Source organism: Paenibacillus ihumii (assembly GCF_001403875.1).
Lineage (GTDB): Bacteria > Bacillota > Bacilli > Paenibacillales > Paenibacillaceae > Fontibacillus > Fontibacillus ihumii.
In genome coordinates this window covers 1,628,223-1,645,262 of record NZ_LN884299.1, presented here as the reverse complement: position 1 = coordinate 1,645,262, position 17,040 = coordinate 1,628,223, and the positions used below count along the sequence as shown (strand labels likewise).

Sequence of the window (17,040 nt, the reverse complement as noted above, 5' to 3'; positions counted from 1 at the left end):
AACCTCGATCAGTTATCAGGACACCTCGACCACGCACTCGCTGCCGCTTCTTTGCTTATTCATTCACGGTTTGCGCTACAATTTCCAGCGCATACTCGGCTATTTTCACAATATCCTCGCTTTTGATACGCTCCTCGGTCGTATGAATCCCCTCATATCCTACCGCAAGGTTGACCGTAGGCACTCCGTATCCATTCATAATGTTGGCATCGCTGCCTCCTCCGGAGGTGAAGGTTCTGCCAGAAAGCCCCAGCCTGCCTGCCGCCCGCTTGGCGAGCTGCACGACAGCATCCTGTTCTCCCAGATGGAAACCAGGGTAGACGATATCGCTTCTAAACTCTCCTCTTGCCCCGAATTCGCTGCAGGCGGAATCGACCGCCTCCTTCATCAGCGCCAGCTGCTTATCCACCTTCTCCTGCGACAGGCTGCGTGCTTCAGCATACAGCCTCGCGTAATCGGTGACGACATTCGTCGGACCGCCGCCCTCGAACTTGCCAATGTTGGCTGTCGTCTCTTTGTCAATGCGCCCCAGCCTCATCCGGGCTATCGCCTTGCCTGCCACTTGGATCGCACTGATCCCGTCCTCCGGATTAACGCCGGCATGCGCGGATTTGCCAAAGATTTCGATCTCGATACGCGCTTGCGTCGGCGCACCAACGCAGATCGAGCCTACTTCCCCATTCGAATCGATCGCGAAGCCAAAGCTCGCATCCAGAAGACTGCGATCCAGCGCTCTTGCCCCCAGCAGTCCCGACTCCTCCCCGGCGGTAATGACAAACTGAACCTGCCCATGCGGCAGCTGCTGTTCCTTCAGCACTTGAATCGTCTCAAGGAGAGCCGCCAGACCTGCCTTGTCATCCGCGCCAAGAATCGTGGTTCCATCGCTGCGGATCCAGCCATCCTCTCCGATGACCGGCTTGATTCCCTTGCCTGGTGCCACCGTATCCATATGGCATGTAAACAGGAACGGCTGTGCGTGGGTGCCCGGTCTTGCCGGCAATGTTGCGATAATATTGCCTGCTCCATGCCCGGTCTTCTTCCGGGAATCATCCTCCACGACCTGCAGTCCAAGTTCAGTGAATCTCTTTATCAGGAAATCCGCAATGCTCCGTTCATCCTTCGTCTCGCTGTCGATTTGCACTAATTCAATAAATTGTGCGATGATTCTGTCCTTGTTGACCACTGGACTTTCCTCGCTTTCTCTTTTGCGCTAATATTAATGCATATAGATTAAGTACATGTAAAAGGAGCTTTTATATCTATGATGCAAAAAAAATGGTTCAAAGTCGTCGTATACCTTATGTTATTCGCCATGATCGGTTCCACACTGCTGGCGCTGCTCGAGCCGCTGCTGTTCCGCTAAGCTTATGACTCCCAGTGCTCCGTCAGCTCGGTAATTTGAAACACTTCATTGAAATACGGCAGTATTTCACGGGCCACCTGTTCCACCGAGAAGGACAGGCCGGTTATATCTTCTAGAGCTGTCACGCCGTATTCCTGAATACCGCAGGGAATGATTCCGCGGAATCCGTCCTCCTGAATCCCGGATTTAATGTTGAAGGCAAAACCGTGGCTGGTAATGAATCCTTTTCTCCGGCGGCATTTGTTGAATTTCACGCCGATGGCGGCAATTTTGACATCCCCTACCCATACCCCGGTATAGCCTGCCTTTCGCGAGCCCGAAATGCCGTAGCCCGCCAAATAGTTCATGATGACCTGCTCGATATCCCTCAGATATCCATGCAGATCAATGCCCTGATCGGCATCAAGCCAAAGCAGCGGGTAGCCGACAAGCTGACCCGGCCCATGGTATGTAATATCTCCCCCCCGATCGATTTCAAACAGGGAAATTCCACGTTCCTTCAGCTGCTCGGAACTGAGCAGCAGATGCTCCGGATGGCGCGAAGAGCCGATCGTATACGTTGGCGGATGCTGAAGAAGCAGCAGGTGTCCCTGCTGCTGTCCTTCGTCGATAGCCTTCACGATCTCTTTTTGCCTATTCCAGGCCTCTCCGTATTCCATCATCGGGAAATATCTGACTTCCAAGGATTTCGTCATACGGTTCATCGCCTTTCTCGGTTCATGAAGACTTGCTGTATAATTTAGTACACCTGCGTGTCGAGAGAATAGCTCTCCATATTGTCCTTGACGCGCTGCATGAATCGGCCGCAAATCACTCCGTCCAGTATACGATGATCCAGCGACAGACACAAATTCGCCATGGAGCGCACGGCAATCATATCATTAATCACTACGGGCTTCTTCACGATCGATTCGAACGTAAGAATTGCCGCTTGCGGGTAATTGATGATCGGCTGGGTCAGGATAGAGCCAAAGGATCCCGTATTATTAACGGTAAACGTTCCGCCCTGCATGTCATCCAGCTTGAGCTTGCCGGCTCTGACCTTTGTCGCCAAATCCTCAATCTCTCTGGCGAGTCCGGCAATATTCTTCTGATCCGCCTTCTTGATGACCGGAGTCATCACGGAATCCTCTGTACCGACGGCCAGCGAAATGTTGATATCGCGCTTGACGATAATTTTATCAACCGCCCAGACCGAGTTCATGATCGGATAATCCTTGATCGCCCCGACCACCGCCTTTAGCAAAAAGGCGAGATAAGTCAGGTTAACGCCTTCTCTTTGTCTGAATTCGTCTTTGAGCTTATTGCGAAGCTGTACCAGGTTGGTTACGTCGACCTCGATCATCATCCAGCCGTGAGGAATTTCCGATACGCTCTGCCGCATGCGCGTAGCAATCGTATTCCGGATCGGCGTCACGTCAATGAAATATTCCGAGCGGTCGCCGCCCTCGACTTCGATGGTCGGAATCTTGGGGGTTTCCGACAAATGCAGGCCAGAGTTGCGAACCGGCACTGATGCTGCACTGCTAATCTCGGCTGGCGTAACGGCTGCCGCTGAGGGGCTCGCTTGCACCGCCTGGGAAGGCAGGCGCTGGGCAGGCGCTGCTTCCTGGAGGCTATTCTGTGCCGCGGGATTCGCTGCTCCCTTGTTGTTCTCCAGGTAATTCAGCACGTCCTTGCGCGTAATCCGGCCGCCTAAGCCGCTGCCGGAAATCGCCCGCAGATCCAATCCATGCTGCTGTGCCAGCGTCTGAACGGCAGGGGAGTAGCGGCTCCGCTGTCGCTGGCGGCGCCGGCGGCGGCGGCCGTCTGGCCTGCAGAAGCGGCGGCTGAAGTGCCGCTCGCAGCGGCTCCGCCCTCAATGGCTCCGGCCGTTTCGATTCGGCAAATGACGGCTCCGACTTCGATTTCCTGTCCTTCCTCCGCCAGCAGCTCGCCCATAACTCCGTCCAGCGTAGACGGAATCTCGGCATTCACCTTATCGGTGATGACCTCGCATATAGGTTCGTACTGCTCGACGGGATCTCCCGGCTTCTTCAGCCACTTGCCGATCGTCGCCGATACAAGCGACTCCGCTAGCTGTGGCATTACGACATCCTGCAATGTTCTATTTAATGACATATCGTCCCTCACTCCCATTAATACAGAGCCAATTGAAGCATCGCTTCCTTGACCTTATCTTTACTGAGCATAAAGAACTTCTCCATCGGCGGGCTGATCGGCATGGCCGGAACGTCCGGTCCGCAGAGCCGCGCGATCGGCGCATCCAGCTCGAACAGGCATTCCTCCGCGATGATGGCTGATACCTCCGCGCCGACTCCGCCGGTTTTATTGTCTTCATGCACGATGAGTACTTTTCCGGTCTTGCGTGCCGCCTCGATAATCGCCTCGCGATCCAGCGGCTGCAGCGTCCGCAAATCCAAAACATGGGCGCTGATGCCTTGCTCCGCCTCGAGCTCCGCCGCAGCCTGCATTGTGAAATGAAGCGGCAAGCTGTATCCGATCACGGTAATATCCGTGCCATCGCGAAGCACGTTCGCCTTGCCGAGCGGAACGATATAGTCATCCTCAGGCACATCCTCCTTGATCAGCTTGTAGCATTTCTTATTCTCAAAGAACAATACGGGATCCGGATCGCGAACTGCGGCTTTAAGCAGCCCCTTTGCATCGTATGCCGAATATGGCGCTACAATTTTAAGCCCCGGCGTTCCAAAGAAGATCGATTCTGTGCACTGTGAATGGTACAGGCCCCCGAAGATCCCGCCGCCGATCGGCGCGCGGATGACAACCGGGCAATTCCAGTCGTTGTTGGAGCGGTAGCGGATTTTGGCCGCTTCGCTAATGATTTGATTCGTTGCTGGCAGCATGAAATCGGAGTATTGCATTTCAGCGATCGGCTTCATGCCGTACATGGCGGCACCGATGGCCACCCCGGCTATCGCAGACTCGGACAGGGGCGTATCCAGAACGCGCAGTTCGCCGAATTGCTCCTGAAGCCCTTTGGTCGTCGTAAATACTCCACCTTTTACGCCAACGTCTTCCCCTAGCACAAAAACATTGTCGTCAAGCTCCATTTCTTCCTTCATCGCAAGACGAATAGCGTCGATATATTCCATCACCGGCATGATTATTCCTCCCCTTCGCTATCCGCGTACACATGCAGCAGCGTATCCTCCGGCTTAGGAAACGGCGCGTTCTCCGCCCGTTCGATCGCTGCCTTCAACTGCGACTGAATGTCCTTCAAGAGGGCCTCATCCTGCTCTTCCGTCCAAAGCCCTGTCTCGATAAGATAGCTCTTCATCTTCGGTATTCCGTCCTTCTTCCAATTCTCCTCGACCTCTTCCTTCGTACGGTATACAAGGTCGTTATCCGAGGTGGAATGCGGAGACAGGCGGTACATCATCGCTTCTATCAGGGTCGGCCCTTCGCCGCGAATCGCCCGCTCGCGCGCTTCCTTCACGACGCGGTAGACCTCAAGGGCATCATTGCCGTCGACGCGAATGCCCGGGAAGCCGTAACCAAGCGCCCGGTCGCTAACTTTGCCGCCGAGCTGCTTTTTCACCGGAACGGAAATCGCATATTGGTTGTTCTCGCACATGAAAATAACCGGCAGCTTTTGAACACCGGCAAAGTTCAGCCCTTCGTGGAAATCCCCCTGATTGCTGGAGCCCTCTCCAAAGGTGACGAAGGACACGAAATCCTTCTTCTGCATCTTTGCGGCCAGCGCGATACCAACGGCATGCGGCACCTGAGTCGTCACCGGACTGGAGCCGGTAACGATCCGGAGTCTCTTGCAGCCGAAATGGCCCGGCATCTGCCGGCCTCCGCTGTTCGGGTCTCCTGCCTTGGCAAATGCGGACAGCATCAATTCCTCCAGCGTCATGCCTACGGACAGGACAAAGCCGTAATCGCGATAATACGGCAGGAAATAGTCCTGCTCCCGATTCAAGGCAAATGCCGCCGCCACCTGCGCGGTCTCCTGCCCGATGCCGGAGACGTGGAAATTGATTTTGCCCGCCCGCTGCAGCAGTAAATTCCGCTCGTCGAACTTGCGCGCGAGCAGCATATATTTGTACATGTCCACTACTTCAGCATCCGTCAATCCGAGCTGCTCATGCTTAGGCTGGGTTTTCATTGATATTTTTGCGTTCATGGGAGTTACCTCCTTCGATTAGAACCCTAAAGTCGTTCGTCCTACATGTTTGCTCTTATCTTAAAACCTGGTACTAAGACTTGGGTTAACCTTATTATAATCCCTTTCCCCGCAAAAAGAAAATGTTCTTTGCAGCGATTATGATGATTATGTGACTAAATTCAAGCCAACTTTAGATACCAATCGCTTTGCCGTCCACGGCCAGCGAGGCCTCTCCCAAGATTTCGGCCAGTGATGGATGGGCAAAAACGGCCTGCCCGATCTCCCAAGGCGTCGCATCCAGCACCTGTGCAAGCGCGGCCTGATTGACCAGCTCCGTAACATGGGTGCCGATCATATGGACCCCTACGATGTCGTCGCTATGACGGTCGGCGATGATTTTCACGAATCCGTCCTTGTCCCCATGAACAAGCGCCTTGCCGATGGCCGAGAACGGAACTTTGCCGATCTTGACCTCCATGCCCTGTTCCCTCGCTTCCTTCTCGGTCAGGCCGACGGAAGCCACCTCAGGACGGCTATACACGCAGCGGGGCACATGACGGACATTATAGCCATGGGTCGGCTCCCCGGCCAGATGGTGCACGGCTACCAGCCCTTCGTGGCTTGCTGCATGGGCCAGCTGCAATCCGCCGATACAATCGCCGATCGCATAAATATGCGGCTCGGTCGTCTGCATCGAATCGTTTACACGGATGAAGCCTTGATGCAAGGCAATATCCGTATTCTCAAGGCCAATATTCTCCACATTCGCCTGCCGGCCGATCGATACGAGCAGCTTGTCCGCCTGCAGCCGGACCGCATTGCCGGCCTGAATAGCAGTGATGGCAATGCCGGCATCGTCCTTCTCGGCGGTGTCCGCCTGCACCTGATATCCCGTCAGTATTTCGATACCTCGGCGCTGCAGCTGTTTCTGCAGTTCCCGCCCCACCTCTTCATCCTCGTTAGGCAGAAGCTGCGAGGCGGCCTCGATGACCGTTACCTTGACTCCGAAGTCATGGAGCAGGGAAGCCCATTCCACGCCGATTACCCCGCCGCCAACAATGAGCATGGAAGCCGGCAGCTCCTCAAGCAGCAGCGCTTCATCGCTGCTCAGCACGTGCCTGCCATCGGGTTCAAGCCCCGGAAGGACGCGAGGACGCGATCCAGTCGCAATGATCAGATGACCAGGCACGATCGTTTCCATTTCCCCGTCATGCAGCTCAACAGCGACCGCGCCGCTCTTCGGAGAGAAGATCGACGGGCCGATCACCCGCCCTTTTCCATAAATAACCTCGATTTTATGTTTACGCATCAAATATTGAACTCCCTGATGGAGCTGATCCACGATGCCCTGTTTTCTTTCCTGTACCTTCGGAAACACAAGGGATAATCCTTTTGTCTCAATGCCGTAGCTTGCGCTGTCCTTCATCTGAGAGTACAGCTCCGCACTTCGCAGCAGCGCCTTGCTCGGAATACAGCCCCGGTGAAGGCATGTTCCCCCCAGCTTGTCCTGCTCGATGATAATCACTTGCTTGCCGAGCTGAGCCGCGCGAATCGCAGCTACATACCCCCCGGTTCCCCCGCCCAGTACCGCTACATCACATGTAATCGTCATTTTCGATCTCCACCTATCCCAAATAAATGTCCACTCCTACTTCTCGTTTCTTATTGTACCTCGTTTTTACCACATTACAAATCAAGAACGAAATAGACAGCCGTTCAAGAAGAAGGTATGATAAACATAAACAGCCAAAGCAGCCTTATCACGAAAAACATCACATTTGCTATGAAAGGAATACTTCAAATCATGAAATTAATGATATCCCGGTTTATCGCCATCATCATTCTCGTTATTCCCGGTATTGCCGCCATGATCGGCTTCCTGAAAATGAAGGACGCCTTATTCCTATATATGTCCAGACACGGCGACGACTCGCTGACCCATGTACACTTTGACTGGCTCGATTTCGGGCTGGGGGTTGTTTTGTTCCTAGCCGGGATCGGCTTTTTAGGGGGCTGGATCTATTTCCGCGACCACAAGCGCAACTACCTGGGGCCACGGTTCAAGAAGAAGACCGAGAACCCTTCATAACAATTATATTTCTGGATACACAGATAATATAACCGTTGACCCGTACGAGCAAACCCTCTTGTTCCGGCTTAGTCGCCGCTCAAGAGGGTTTATTGTGTGTTAGGCTATTCGTATAAGGCATCCTTCAGCTTGCTGGACATTCTTTGCCCGCCTGAAGATTTCTTCAGCAGCGTCCGGCGCAATCTTGTATTCTCGGCCGACAATTGCCTGGCCGTGGACAACAGCTCGGCTATCAGTTCTCTGTGCTGCTCCTTTAAGGAAGGATCGTTCAGCAATGTCTCGAATTTCGCCTCATTAAGCGATGCTTTATTCATGTCCCTGCTCCTTCTATTGCTTGTGGTTACAACCTGGCCGCTTCAGACAGTCCCTCCAAATTATTGTAACATAAACCTCCTGACTGCAAACCCTTGAATGGCCATTTATACGGCCCCGATGAGGGAAATAATAGATGTTTCATCAAAATCAAAATGGTCTCTTAACTAAATGAATAGACCATTACAAATTTCCCAACAACTCCCTCTTGCTGTAGAAACATTCAAACCCTACAATTAGAGTGAAGACAATGTTCTTCATAACCTTTTTTACTTCTCTTCTCCAGGTACCTTGTGTATCTGGAGTTTTTTGGGTTGGAGGACTGTTCAATAAATTATACCGGACCAAATCTAAGCTAATATATATAATGCCCACCCTCTCGGCCAAAGCCAAGAAGATGGGCACTAGGAAAAATGCGCATATTTATGCTTAAATAATGCCTTTATCAAGGTCCCAATCGTTTATCGGAGCCTCCGAGCAATGTCCGATAAAATACCGGGATCGTTCAGTCGTCGTCATTTTTCCACGAATCGTTATGCTTTCAGCTTACCTTATGTTCAATACGCAGCTTGTCGGCCACCATGGCGATGAATTCACTGTTGGTTGGCTTGGATTTGCTGATGTTGATCGTATAGCCGAACAAATGGCTAATGCTGTCGATATTGCCGCGCGTCCAAGCAACTTCAATGGCATGGCGGATTGCCCGCTCGACGCGTGACGGAGTCGTCTTGAACTTCTCTGCAATCGCTGGATACAGCGTCTTGGTGATCGCTCCTAAAATTTCAATATTGTTGTATACCATGGTGATCGCTTCACGCAAGTACTGATATCCCTTAATATGAGCAGGAACACCGATTTCGTGAATAATGGAAGTAATATTTGCGTCCAGGTTCTTCCCCTTGCCAAGCGGTACTACATTGGATTTCGCAAAGGATGAAGATGGCGAACTGCTTGAGGATAAGGTTTGAACTCCAACCAGCTGCCGAATTCGATTGGCTAGCACTTCCATATCGAACGGCTTCAGGATATAATACGATGCTCCCAACTGAACCGCACGCTGCGTAATATTTTCTTGTCCGAAAGCAGTCAGCATAATGATCTTTGGCTGCGGCGATACATTTATATCGCGTAAACGTTCCAGTACGCCCAATCCATCCAAATGCGGCATGATGATATCCAGGATCAGAACGTCCGGAACCTTAGAAGCATGCTCAATCATCTCCAAAACTTCCTCGCCATTGTAAGCAATACCTGATACAACCATGTCATCCTGCTCAGTAATGTACTCTGCAAGCAAATTCGTGAATTCCCGATTGTCATCCGCCAACAACACTTCAATTTTTTGCACCGACGACTTCCTCCTTGTGTTATGAGTTTCCTTAATCCTTCCAGAAATAAGGATTCGACATTCAAAAGTAAATTCCTTCTGTCGAAAATTATTTTTATTTATTTTTTTAATAATTTGATATATAATTAATTGTTACTTACAAATAGTGATCTGATTCGCTTCAATTCGACAAGTATTTACACCGGAAATGTCGGATTTGATCGCCTTGCAAACCGAGCTCTGCTGAAGCCAACAGCCTTTTGCTTCTACAATCATACAGCCACAGGCCGCAATGAAGCAAGGCTTAGGGAAAAAACAATATATATTTACATCATTTTAGCGAGCATAGTTCTCCGAAAACTACCCCAAAACCTGAAATCCACCCCCTTTAGACTTATAAGTTAACTATACATTAATATTAAAAATTTTCATATAACTTGTCTTTTTCGATGAGGGAGCCCCTTCGACGAAAAAAAACCAATCTTAAGGCCTAACTCGCCTTAAGATTGGTTGCCGTGCTGCCTTTCAAAATGCCTGCATCCTGCAGCATCCATTCGATAAAGCACCCATACCCTGACCGTGGATCATTAACAAACACATGAGTCACTGCACCGATCAATTTGCCGTTTTGAATGATGGGGCTGCCGCTCATCCCCTGTACAATTCCTCCGGTCTTTTCCACCAGCCTAGGATCCGTAATGCGAATCACCAATCCTTTAGTCTGTGGGGTACTCTGCTTGGATACATGCGCTATCTCCACTTTAAAACGCTCCACCTGCTGGCCTTCGACGACCGTTAAAATTTCCGCCGGTCCTTCCTTAACCTCTTCAGAAAAAGCGACGGGAATTGGGGTCTTGTAGACGCTGTGATCCGGGTTCTCGGACATCTTGCCGAAGATCCCGAAATGAGTATTGCGCTCAATGGTGCCAAGCGTTTTGCCTTCTTTCACAAAATGAGCTCTTTTCTCCCCGGGTTCTCCACTCTCGCTCTTGGAAATGGATGTTACGCTGGACTGCAAAATTTGGCCGCTTCCTACAACGATTGGCGTTTGCGTATTCATGTCGGTAATCACATGCCCTAGAGCGCCATATACGCCTTCCTTCGGAGCATAAAAGGTTAATGTTCCCACTCCAGCCGCCGAATCGCGAATGTAGAGACCAAGCCGCCAGGCCTTATCCTGCTTGTCAAAGGCAGGTGTTAATGATGTCGTGGATTCCCGATTATTCCGCTTGTAAACCACCTTTAGGGGTTGATTTTTCTTTCCGGCCTGTTCTACAAGGGCAGCGACCTCATGGACGTCTTTAAGACGCGAGCCGTTCAGATGAGTTATCAAATCCCCCGGCTGAATGCCTGCAGCTTCGCCAGGAGAAATTTTGGCCTTGTCCGTATTCACAAGATGGTGGCCCACAACAAGAATACCGTCGGATTTCACTTTAACGCCGATCGTTTGTCCTCCGGGTATGACCTTTAAGTCCGGAATTACATTTACTTTCACTGTCTTAAGAGGAATTTGTCCAAATAGCTTCATGCGGAGCTTGGCTTCACCGCTGCTAAGCGAGGATAGCTTCAGCGGAGAGCCGAGGGATACCTTCATGGAGGGGTTAGGCTGATCGTTCAACATAACGACATCCGGCCGGTCAACGCTAACCTCTGCCTGTACGGGTATGGCCAAATCGAGCTGTGTCCCTTGGCCTTGGAACATACGCAGTTCATCCGGCAGCATCGGCGAATGACCTTCAACGGCTGACGTGCCAAGAAAACAAAAGAAGAAGGCAAGTAAAAGACCGAGAAATCTACTCCTGAGGTTCGGGTTCAATGGCTGTCACGCTCCCTTAGCTTCTTTCGCTTGACGAAAAGGTGGTCGCCAATTGCGTACCTATAAGATACCCCGGGTGTGGTCTTTTATTACTGTCAATCATTGTTCCGGCCGTTAATTCGCACCCTTCTGGGCCTCAGCCAGCTTAAGCATTTCCTGGGCATGGTGGCGCGTGCGATCGGTAATCTCCACGCCACCGAGCATGCGGGCAAGCTCGTTGATCCGGCCGTTCTCCCCCAAATGCTCGACTCTCGTCATTGTCCGCCCGTCGGCTACAATCTTCTCGATAAGGTATTGTTGATCCGCCATGCAGGCAACCTGAGGCAAATGAGTAATCGAGAATACCTGGCAAGTGCTCGACAGCCGATACAGCTTCTCAGCGATCGATTGAGCTGCTCTGCCGCTAACGCCGGTATCCACCTCATCGAAGATCAAGACAGGAACCTCGTCATGACGGGCAAAAATGCTCTTCAAAGCGAGCATAATCCGCGACAATTCCCCCCCGGAGGCAATTTTACTCAAAGAACGCAGCGGTTCGCCAGGATTCGGAGAAATTAGGAATTCGGCTTGATCCATGCCGTGTTTGCCAAGCCTTACCCGTCTGCCCTCCCACTCGACTCCGCCGGGATCCCATGTCCGGTCCAGCTTAACCTCGATCGAGGTTCGGCCCATCTGCAAATCCTGAAGCTCGCCCTCGATTAGCTGCGCCAGCTGATCCGCCTTCTGCTGCCGGACATTGCTAAGCACAGCAGCCTCTCTAAGAGCTGCCTCGAGCAGCTGCTCCCGCTCCGCAGACAGCTTCTCCAGCCTCTCGTCCTTATTCTCCAGCATTTCCGTATCGCGGGAAATTTGTTCATAATATTGAAGGATTCCTTTAACGTCATCCCCGTATTTGCGACGCAGCGTGGAGATCAGATCCAGACGCTCCTCAACCTCCTCCAGGCGCTCGGGGTTGAACTCAATTCTGTCACGATAGTCCCGCAGAGCGAAGGAAGCGTCCTCTAGCAGGTAATAGGCCGACTGCAGCTGCTCCAGCAATGGTGTAATTCCCTTCTGGTCATAATCCGCAACATCCTCTAGACGGGACACCGCCTTCGCTATCGCTTCCAATCCCTGCGGACCATATAGCAACTCGTAAGCCCCGGACACGGAGTCCATCATTTTCTCACTATGGGATAGCTTTACCTTTTCCTCCGCAAGCCATTCATCCTCTCCAGGCTTAAGGGCGGCTGCCGCGATCTCCTCCAGCTGGAAACGGTACAAATCAAGCATTTGCAATGCCTGCTGGCTTGTGCTCTGCAGCTCTCTCCACTCTTTATCGACCTGCTGAAAAGCCGAGTAAGCCGCCTGATACCTTGTCTTCGCGGCATCGATATCCTCAGATCCAAAGGCATCCAGCAGCTTTAAATGCCGCTCCGGATGCAGCAGCGTCTGATGCTCATGCTGACCGTGAAGATTGATCAGGCTCTCGCCCACCTCGCGAAGCATAGACAAGTTGACCAATTGCCCGTTAATCCGGGCTGAGCTCTTGCCCTGAGCGCTAATTTCGCGCCGGATAATGAGCGCTTCACCGGGATCGGCGCTTATGCCCAGCTTGGTTAACGTTCCCCATACAGGGTGGTGCTCCTTGAGCTCGAAAGCGGCCTCCATCTCTGCCTTGTCGCAGCCATAGCGGATCAGATCCGCCGAGCCCCTGCCTCCGGATATGAGTCCAAGCGCATCAATAATAATCGATTTACCTGCTCCGGTCTCACCGGTCAGAACATGAAAGCCACGATCAAACGTGACGTCAACCGCCTCGACTACGGCTAGATTCCGTATGGATAAATGAACCAGCAAGAAAAGGCACTCCCTTCGCCTATGATCAAAAGTGCAGCAGCAAGCTGCAGCTCAAGCCCCTATGAAATGAAAGTCATAATTTGATTTATAACAAAGCGGCTGTAATCTTCATTGCGGCATATCAACAGAATGGTATCGTCGCCGCAGATCGTTCCCAGCAAATCAGGCCATTCCATATTATCAAGCAGAACCGCCACTGAATTGGCCGTTCCCGGCAAGCACTTCATTACGACGAGATTACCGGTATGGTCTATATGCACGAAGCTGTCCACGAGCGCCCGCTGCAGCTTCTGCACCGGATTGTAGCGCTGTGCTGTTGGCATCGAATATTTATACTTGCCATCATCCGTGGGGACCTTGATCAGCATCAGTTCCTTAATATCCCGGGATACGGTGGCCTGAGTCACCTGAAACCCGGCTTCCCGCAATGCTTCCACCAGCTCGTCCTGCGTTTCGATTTCATGACCGGTAATAATCTCCCTGATCTTAATATGCCGTTGACCCTTCATCTTGTCCTCCATATATCCGTAATATGCGATGCCTCCTCGGCATCATCCAAATCCGTGCTTAAGGTGATTTCCTTGATTTGCCCGAGCTCAGTATCAATATAGAGCACCCCTGCACAGTCAGGATAAAGAAGCAGGTAAGGAAGAATGTCCCTGCGCAGACCAGCGCCTGTCCACTCGATCGGCTGACGCTCTCTCGTCTTTCTTACCAGATAATACTCACCATGCTTCTTTACGACATAATCGATATATAACCGGCTATGCAGCACCTGTGCATCCACCCTGAATGCGAGCGGAACCTTCAGCTTGTCGCTGACGACTTCAAAGCCTTCCGACTCCAGTAAATCAATGGCCGGATGCTCTTGGATGTTCTCATTGAACTCAAATCCGACGCCTGATCCGAGCGTAAAAGGCTTGCGGAGCCAGATTCTGAACCCGCGATACAGCAGCAATGCTGCAATGCCCGCAATAATTACCATCAGAAAACGATCGGTATATTCGCTCATCGAAATCACCTCAGTTGATTAATTCGACGCGATGGATTAACATCCTGTTTTCAGATGGATATTGTTAAACAAGGCTACATATTTATTCGTATGCACCCATTATAAGCGAACATCCGTTCTATATGCAACATTTTAATGTATAAATGCATATGAAAAAAGTATGTCCATGTATTTATAGGAACAAAACTTCATTTATCAGGATATGCATCCACACCCTTTAAATAAGTTCCAGCGGTTAACCGATTCACTTTCACTTTCTCTTCCAGCAGCCCAAAAAAGCCCATCAATAGGATGGGCTTTTCGTCGTAAACGTATCTTTCGCTTCCTGAACGACACGCTGCGAGCTCTCGCGGATATGCTGCAAGGCCTCCGTCTCGGCAAGCTGTTCCTTGGCTTCCGGGGGGAGCAGCCTGAAATGCGCCAGAAATTCTATATTCCCTTCCCCGCCCGTAATCGGTGAGAATGTTAGCCCCTGCAAAGCATACCCCAGCTCTGCTGCAAAGCCGAGAACGGTCTCCAGCACCTCCTGGTGTACCTTGGCATCGCGAACGACCCCGGACTTTCCGACCTTCTCGCGCCCGGCTTCGAACTGAGGCTTGATCAATGCAACGATATCCGCAGGCTTGTTGAGCAGCGCGACAAGCGGCGGGAGGATAATCCGCAGGGATATGAACGATACGTCAATGCTCGCGAAGTTGGGGGCGGGGCCGTCCAGATCTTCCGGCGTCATATATCTGAAGTTGGTCCGCTCCTTGACATTGACGCGTTCGTCGCTGCGCAGCGACCAATCCAGCTGGTTATAGCCGACATCGATCGCATACACGTAGCTGGCGCCATGCTGAAGGGCGCAATCCGTAAATCCGCCAGTAGACGATCCGATATCGAGCATCACTCTGTCCTTCATGTCGATATCGAACTGCTTCAAGGCTTTTTCCAGCTTCAACCCGCCGCGGCTGACATACGGATGAATCGCACCCTTAACCGTCAGCTTCGTATCGCGAGGTATTTTAGTGCCTGCCTTCTCGATCCGTTCCTGATTTCCGAATACGAGACCCGCCATAATTGCGGTTTTGGCTTTTTCCCTGCTGTCGAAATATCCTTGCTCGACCAACAAGACATCGATGCGTTCTTTGGACACAGACATAACATTCTCCTGACCCTGTCTCTTAAGATGGTTTGACTTTCTTGCCGTAGCTGAACTGATGCTCCGCCCGGTACTGTTGGATTTGCTGTACGACGGCCTCTGCGGTCAATCCAACCTCCTGCAGCTGCTCCTTGATGCTGCCATGCTCGATAAATCGGTCCGGAATGCCCATGAGGGACACGTCAACGCCGGAGATTCCCTGCTCGGCGTAAAATTCCAGCACCGCGCTTCCCAGGCTGCCCGCCTGACAAGCTTCCTCAAGCACGATCAGCTTTGTTCCGGCCTTCGCCAGCTGAAGCAGCATGCTGTGATCCAGCGGCTTCAGGAATCGCGCGTTTACTACACCGACGTTAACGCCCTCCCGTTTAAGCGTCTCAGCGGCTTCTTCCGCAACCTGCACCATCGGCCCGATGGCGATGACCGCCACTTGATCCCCTTCACGCAGCTTCTCCCAGCTGCCAATCGGTATAGGCTTAAGCTCCTCATCCAGTTGGACTCCCGGAACATTAACCCTCGGATAACGGTAACCGATCGGTCCATCATTATAATCAAGCGCCGTCTTCATCATATGGCGCAGCTCATTCTCATCCTTCGGCATCATCAGCACGATGTTCGGAATATGGCGCATGAAGGCGATGTCATACACCCCCTGATGCGTCTCGCCATCCGCGCCGACAAAGCCGGCCCGGTCGATGGCGAACATGACGTTCGCGTTATGGCGGCAAATATCATGGACAATCTGGTCGTATGCCCGCTGCATGAATGTAGAATACACCGCGAACACCGGCTTCATTCCTTCCATCGCCAGCGCCGCGCACATCGTGGCCGCATGCTGCTCGGCGATGCCGACATCGATCATCCGGTCCGGGAAGCGTTCGGCGAACTTCACCAGCCCCGAGCCGCCCGGCATTGCCGGCGTAACCGCGACGATCCGCTCATCCTTCTCGGCCAGCTCGATCAGCGTCTTGCCGAAAACCTCCGTATACATCGGATTGCCAACCGCTTTGAGCACCTGACCGGATTCGATCTTATAAGGCGTAATTCCATGCCACTTGTGCGAATCCTCTTCGGCAGGTGTATAGCCCTTCCCTTTGGTCGTCAGCACATGCACCAGCACCGGCCCGCTCACATTATTGGCCTGGGTGAACGCCTCAATTAAACCTGCGAGGTCATGTCCGTCCACTGGTCCAAGATACGTGAAGCCGAGCTCTTCGAAAAGAACGCCGGATACCATCATATATTTCAGGCTATCCTTCAGCCGCTCGGCCGTTTTGGCCAGCTTGCCGCCGATAGCCGGAATTTTCTTAAGCAGCTGTTCTACCTCGTCTTTAGCGCGCAGGTAATTTTTATCTGATCTGATCTTCGTCAAATAATTATGCAGGGCTCCGACGTTAGGCGCAATCGACATTTCATTGTCATTGAGGATAACCATCAGGTCCTTCTGCTCGTGGCCGATATGGTTCAGCGCCTCAAAGGCCATGCCGCCCGTCAGGGCGCCGTCGCCGATAATGGCGACCACCTTGTTGTCCTCCCCCTTCAAGTCCCGAGCCAGCGCCATGCCCATGGCCGCCGAGAGGGAGGTGCTGCTGTGGCCTGCTTCCCATACGTCATGCTCGCTTTCGCAGCGCTTGACGAACCCGCACAAGCCTTTATGCTTGCGCAGCGTATCGAACCGGTCCATACGTCCCGTCAGGATTTTGTGAACATAAGCCTGATGGCCTACGTCGAATATGAATTTGTCCCTTGGACTGTCATAGCAATAATGCAGCGCGATCGTCAGCTCCACCACACCCAAATTGGACGCAAGATGTCCTCCCGTCACAGACAGCTTCTCAATTAGAAACTGGCGAATCTCGGCAGCTAGCGGCGCCAATTGTTCGATTGAAAATTGCTTCAGATCGTTGGGCTCATGAATTTGAGAGAGCAGCAAAGCGAATTCCCCGCTTCCTTCATTGGATTTCTCATGTTGCTAATATAATGACACAATTATAACATATGAATAA

At 52.0% G+C, this 17,040-nt stretch carries 15 protein-coding genes and 1 pseudogene; 2 read left to right on the top strand and 14 right to left on the bottom strand.

The window, feature by feature from the left end; translation table 11 throughout:
- Positions 1 to 55 precede the first annotated feature (55 nt).
- Complete coding sequence (locus BN2762_RS14805) at positions 56 to 1,183, bottom strand: M20/M25/M40 family metallo-hydrolase (protein ID WP_055107705.1); 1,128 nt, start codon at positions 1,181 to 1,183, stop codon at positions 56 to 58.
- A gap of 78 nt (positions 1,184 to 1,261) precedes the next feature.
- Here BN2762_RS14805 and prli42 point away from each other — a divergent pair, with 78 nt between their 5' ends.
- Entirely contained in the window at positions 1,262 to 1,363 is a 102-nt protein-coding gene (gene prli42 / locus BN2762_RS26540; protein ID WP_083484945.1) for a stressosome-associated protein Prli42, read from the top strand.
- A 2-nt stretch (positions 1,364 to 1,365) separates the two neighbouring features.
- On the opposite strand, the gene lipB is transcribed toward prli42, so the two are convergent.
- The 5 genes and pseudogenes from lipB to lpdA all read right to left on the bottom strand — a co-directional run bounded on the left by lipB (position 1,366) and on the right by lpdA (position 7,110).
- Positions 1,366 to 2,067: a lipoyl(octanoyl) transferase LipB gene (gene lipB, locus BN2762_RS14800; RefSeq protein ID WP_083484943.1), complete on the bottom strand. Its 702-nt coding sequence runs from the start codon at positions 2,065 to 2,067 to the stop codon at positions 1,366 to 1,368.
- A 35-nt stretch (positions 2,068 to 2,102) separates the two neighbouring features.
- Positions 2,103 to 3,484: pseudogene (locus BN2762_RS14795) on the bottom strand (dihydrolipoamide acetyltransferase family protein).
- A 17-nt stretch (positions 3,485 to 3,501) separates the two neighbouring features.
- Positions 3,502 to 4,488 carry an alpha-ketoacid dehydrogenase subunit beta gene (locus BN2762_RS14790; protein ID WP_055107703.1) on the bottom strand — a complete coding sequence of 329 codons (987 nt, stop codon included), beginning with the start codon at positions 4,486 to 4,488 and terminating at the stop codon, positions 3,502 to 3,504.
- Positions 4,489 to 4,490: 2 nt separating this feature from the next.
- Positions 4,491 to 5,516, bottom strand: a complete 1,026-nt coding sequence (locus BN2762_RS14785; protein ID WP_055107702.1) for a thiamine pyrophosphate-dependent dehydrogenase E1 component subunit alpha — start codon at positions 5,514 to 5,516, stop codon at positions 4,491 to 4,493.
- Between the two features lie 172 nt (positions 5,517 to 5,688).
- Positions 5,689 to 7,110 (bottom strand): dihydrolipoyl dehydrogenase, encoded by a 1,422-nt coding sequence (gene lpdA / locus BN2762_RS14780; RefSeq protein WP_055107701.1) that lies wholly within the window; start codon positions 7,108 to 7,110, stop codon positions 5,689 to 5,691.
- A 192-nt stretch (positions 7,111 to 7,302) separates the two neighbouring features.
- Here lpdA and BN2762_RS14775 point away from each other — a divergent pair, with 192 nt between their 5' ends.
- The gene (locus BN2762_RS14775) at positions 7,303 to 7,587 is read left to right on the top strand and encodes a DUF2627 domain-containing protein (protein ID WP_055110075.1); all 285 of its coding nucleotides are present in this window, start codon (positions 7,303 to 7,305) and stop codon (positions 7,585 to 7,587) included.
- A gap of 104 nt (positions 7,588 to 7,691) precedes the next feature.
- Here the strand turns inward: BN2762_RS14775 and BN2762_RS14770 are convergent, their stop codons facing one another.
- From BN2762_RS14770 to dxs, 8 genes are all read right to left on the bottom strand, one after another.
- On the bottom strand, positions 7,692 to 7,901 hold the full coding sequence (locus BN2762_RS14770; RefSeq protein ID WP_055107700.1) for a hypothetical protein: 210 nt from the start codon (positions 7,899 to 7,901) through the stop codon (positions 7,692 to 7,694).
- A gap of 539 nt (positions 7,902 to 8,440) precedes the next feature.
- Positions 8,441 to 9,247 carry a sporulation transcription factor Spo0A gene (gene spo0A / locus BN2762_RS14765; protein ID WP_055107699.1) on the bottom strand — a complete coding sequence of 269 codons (807 nt, stop codon included), beginning with the start codon at positions 9,245 to 9,247 and terminating at the stop codon, positions 8,441 to 8,443.
- Positions 9,248 to 9,716: 469 nt separating this feature from the next.
- On the bottom strand, positions 9,717 to 11,042 hold the full coding sequence (gene spoIVB, locus BN2762_RS14760) for a SpoIVB peptidase (RefSeq protein ID WP_055107698.1): 1,326 nt from the start codon (positions 11,040 to 11,042) through the stop codon (positions 9,717 to 9,719).
- Between the two features lie 114 nt (positions 11,043 to 11,156).
- A complete protein-coding gene (gene recN / locus BN2762_RS14755) occupies positions 11,157 to 12,881 on the bottom strand; it encodes a DNA repair protein RecN (protein ID WP_055107697.1) in 1,725 nt (574 codons plus the stop codon).
- 59 nt (positions 12,882 to 12,940) lie between these two features.
- Complete coding sequence (gene ahrC / locus BN2762_RS14750; RefSeq protein ID WP_055110073.1) at positions 12,941 to 13,390, bottom strand: transcriptional regulator AhrC/ArgR; 450 nt, start codon at positions 13,388 to 13,390, stop codon at positions 12,941 to 12,943.
- Positions 13,387 to 13,893 (bottom strand): hypothetical protein, encoded by a 507-nt coding sequence (locus BN2762_RS14745; RefSeq protein ID WP_055107696.1) that lies wholly within the window; start codon positions 13,891 to 13,893, stop codon positions 13,387 to 13,389. Before BN2762_RS14745 ends, ahrC begins: the two co-directional genes overlap by 4 nt.
- A gap of 283 nt (positions 13,894 to 14,176) precedes the next feature.
- Positions 14,177 to 15,037 carry a TlyA family RNA methyltransferase gene (locus tag BN2762_RS14740; protein WP_055107695.1) on the bottom strand — a complete coding sequence of 287 codons (861 nt, stop codon included), beginning with the start codon at positions 15,035 to 15,037 and terminating at the stop codon, positions 14,177 to 14,179.
- Positions 15,038 to 15,059: 22 nt separating this feature from the next.
- On the bottom strand, positions 15,060 to 16,967 hold the full coding sequence (gene dxs / locus BN2762_RS14735; RefSeq protein ID WP_055107694.1) for a 1-deoxy-D-xylulose-5-phosphate synthase: 1,908 nt from the start codon (positions 16,965 to 16,967) through the stop codon (positions 15,060 to 15,062).
- Positions 16,968 to 17,040 lie beyond the last annotated feature (73 nt).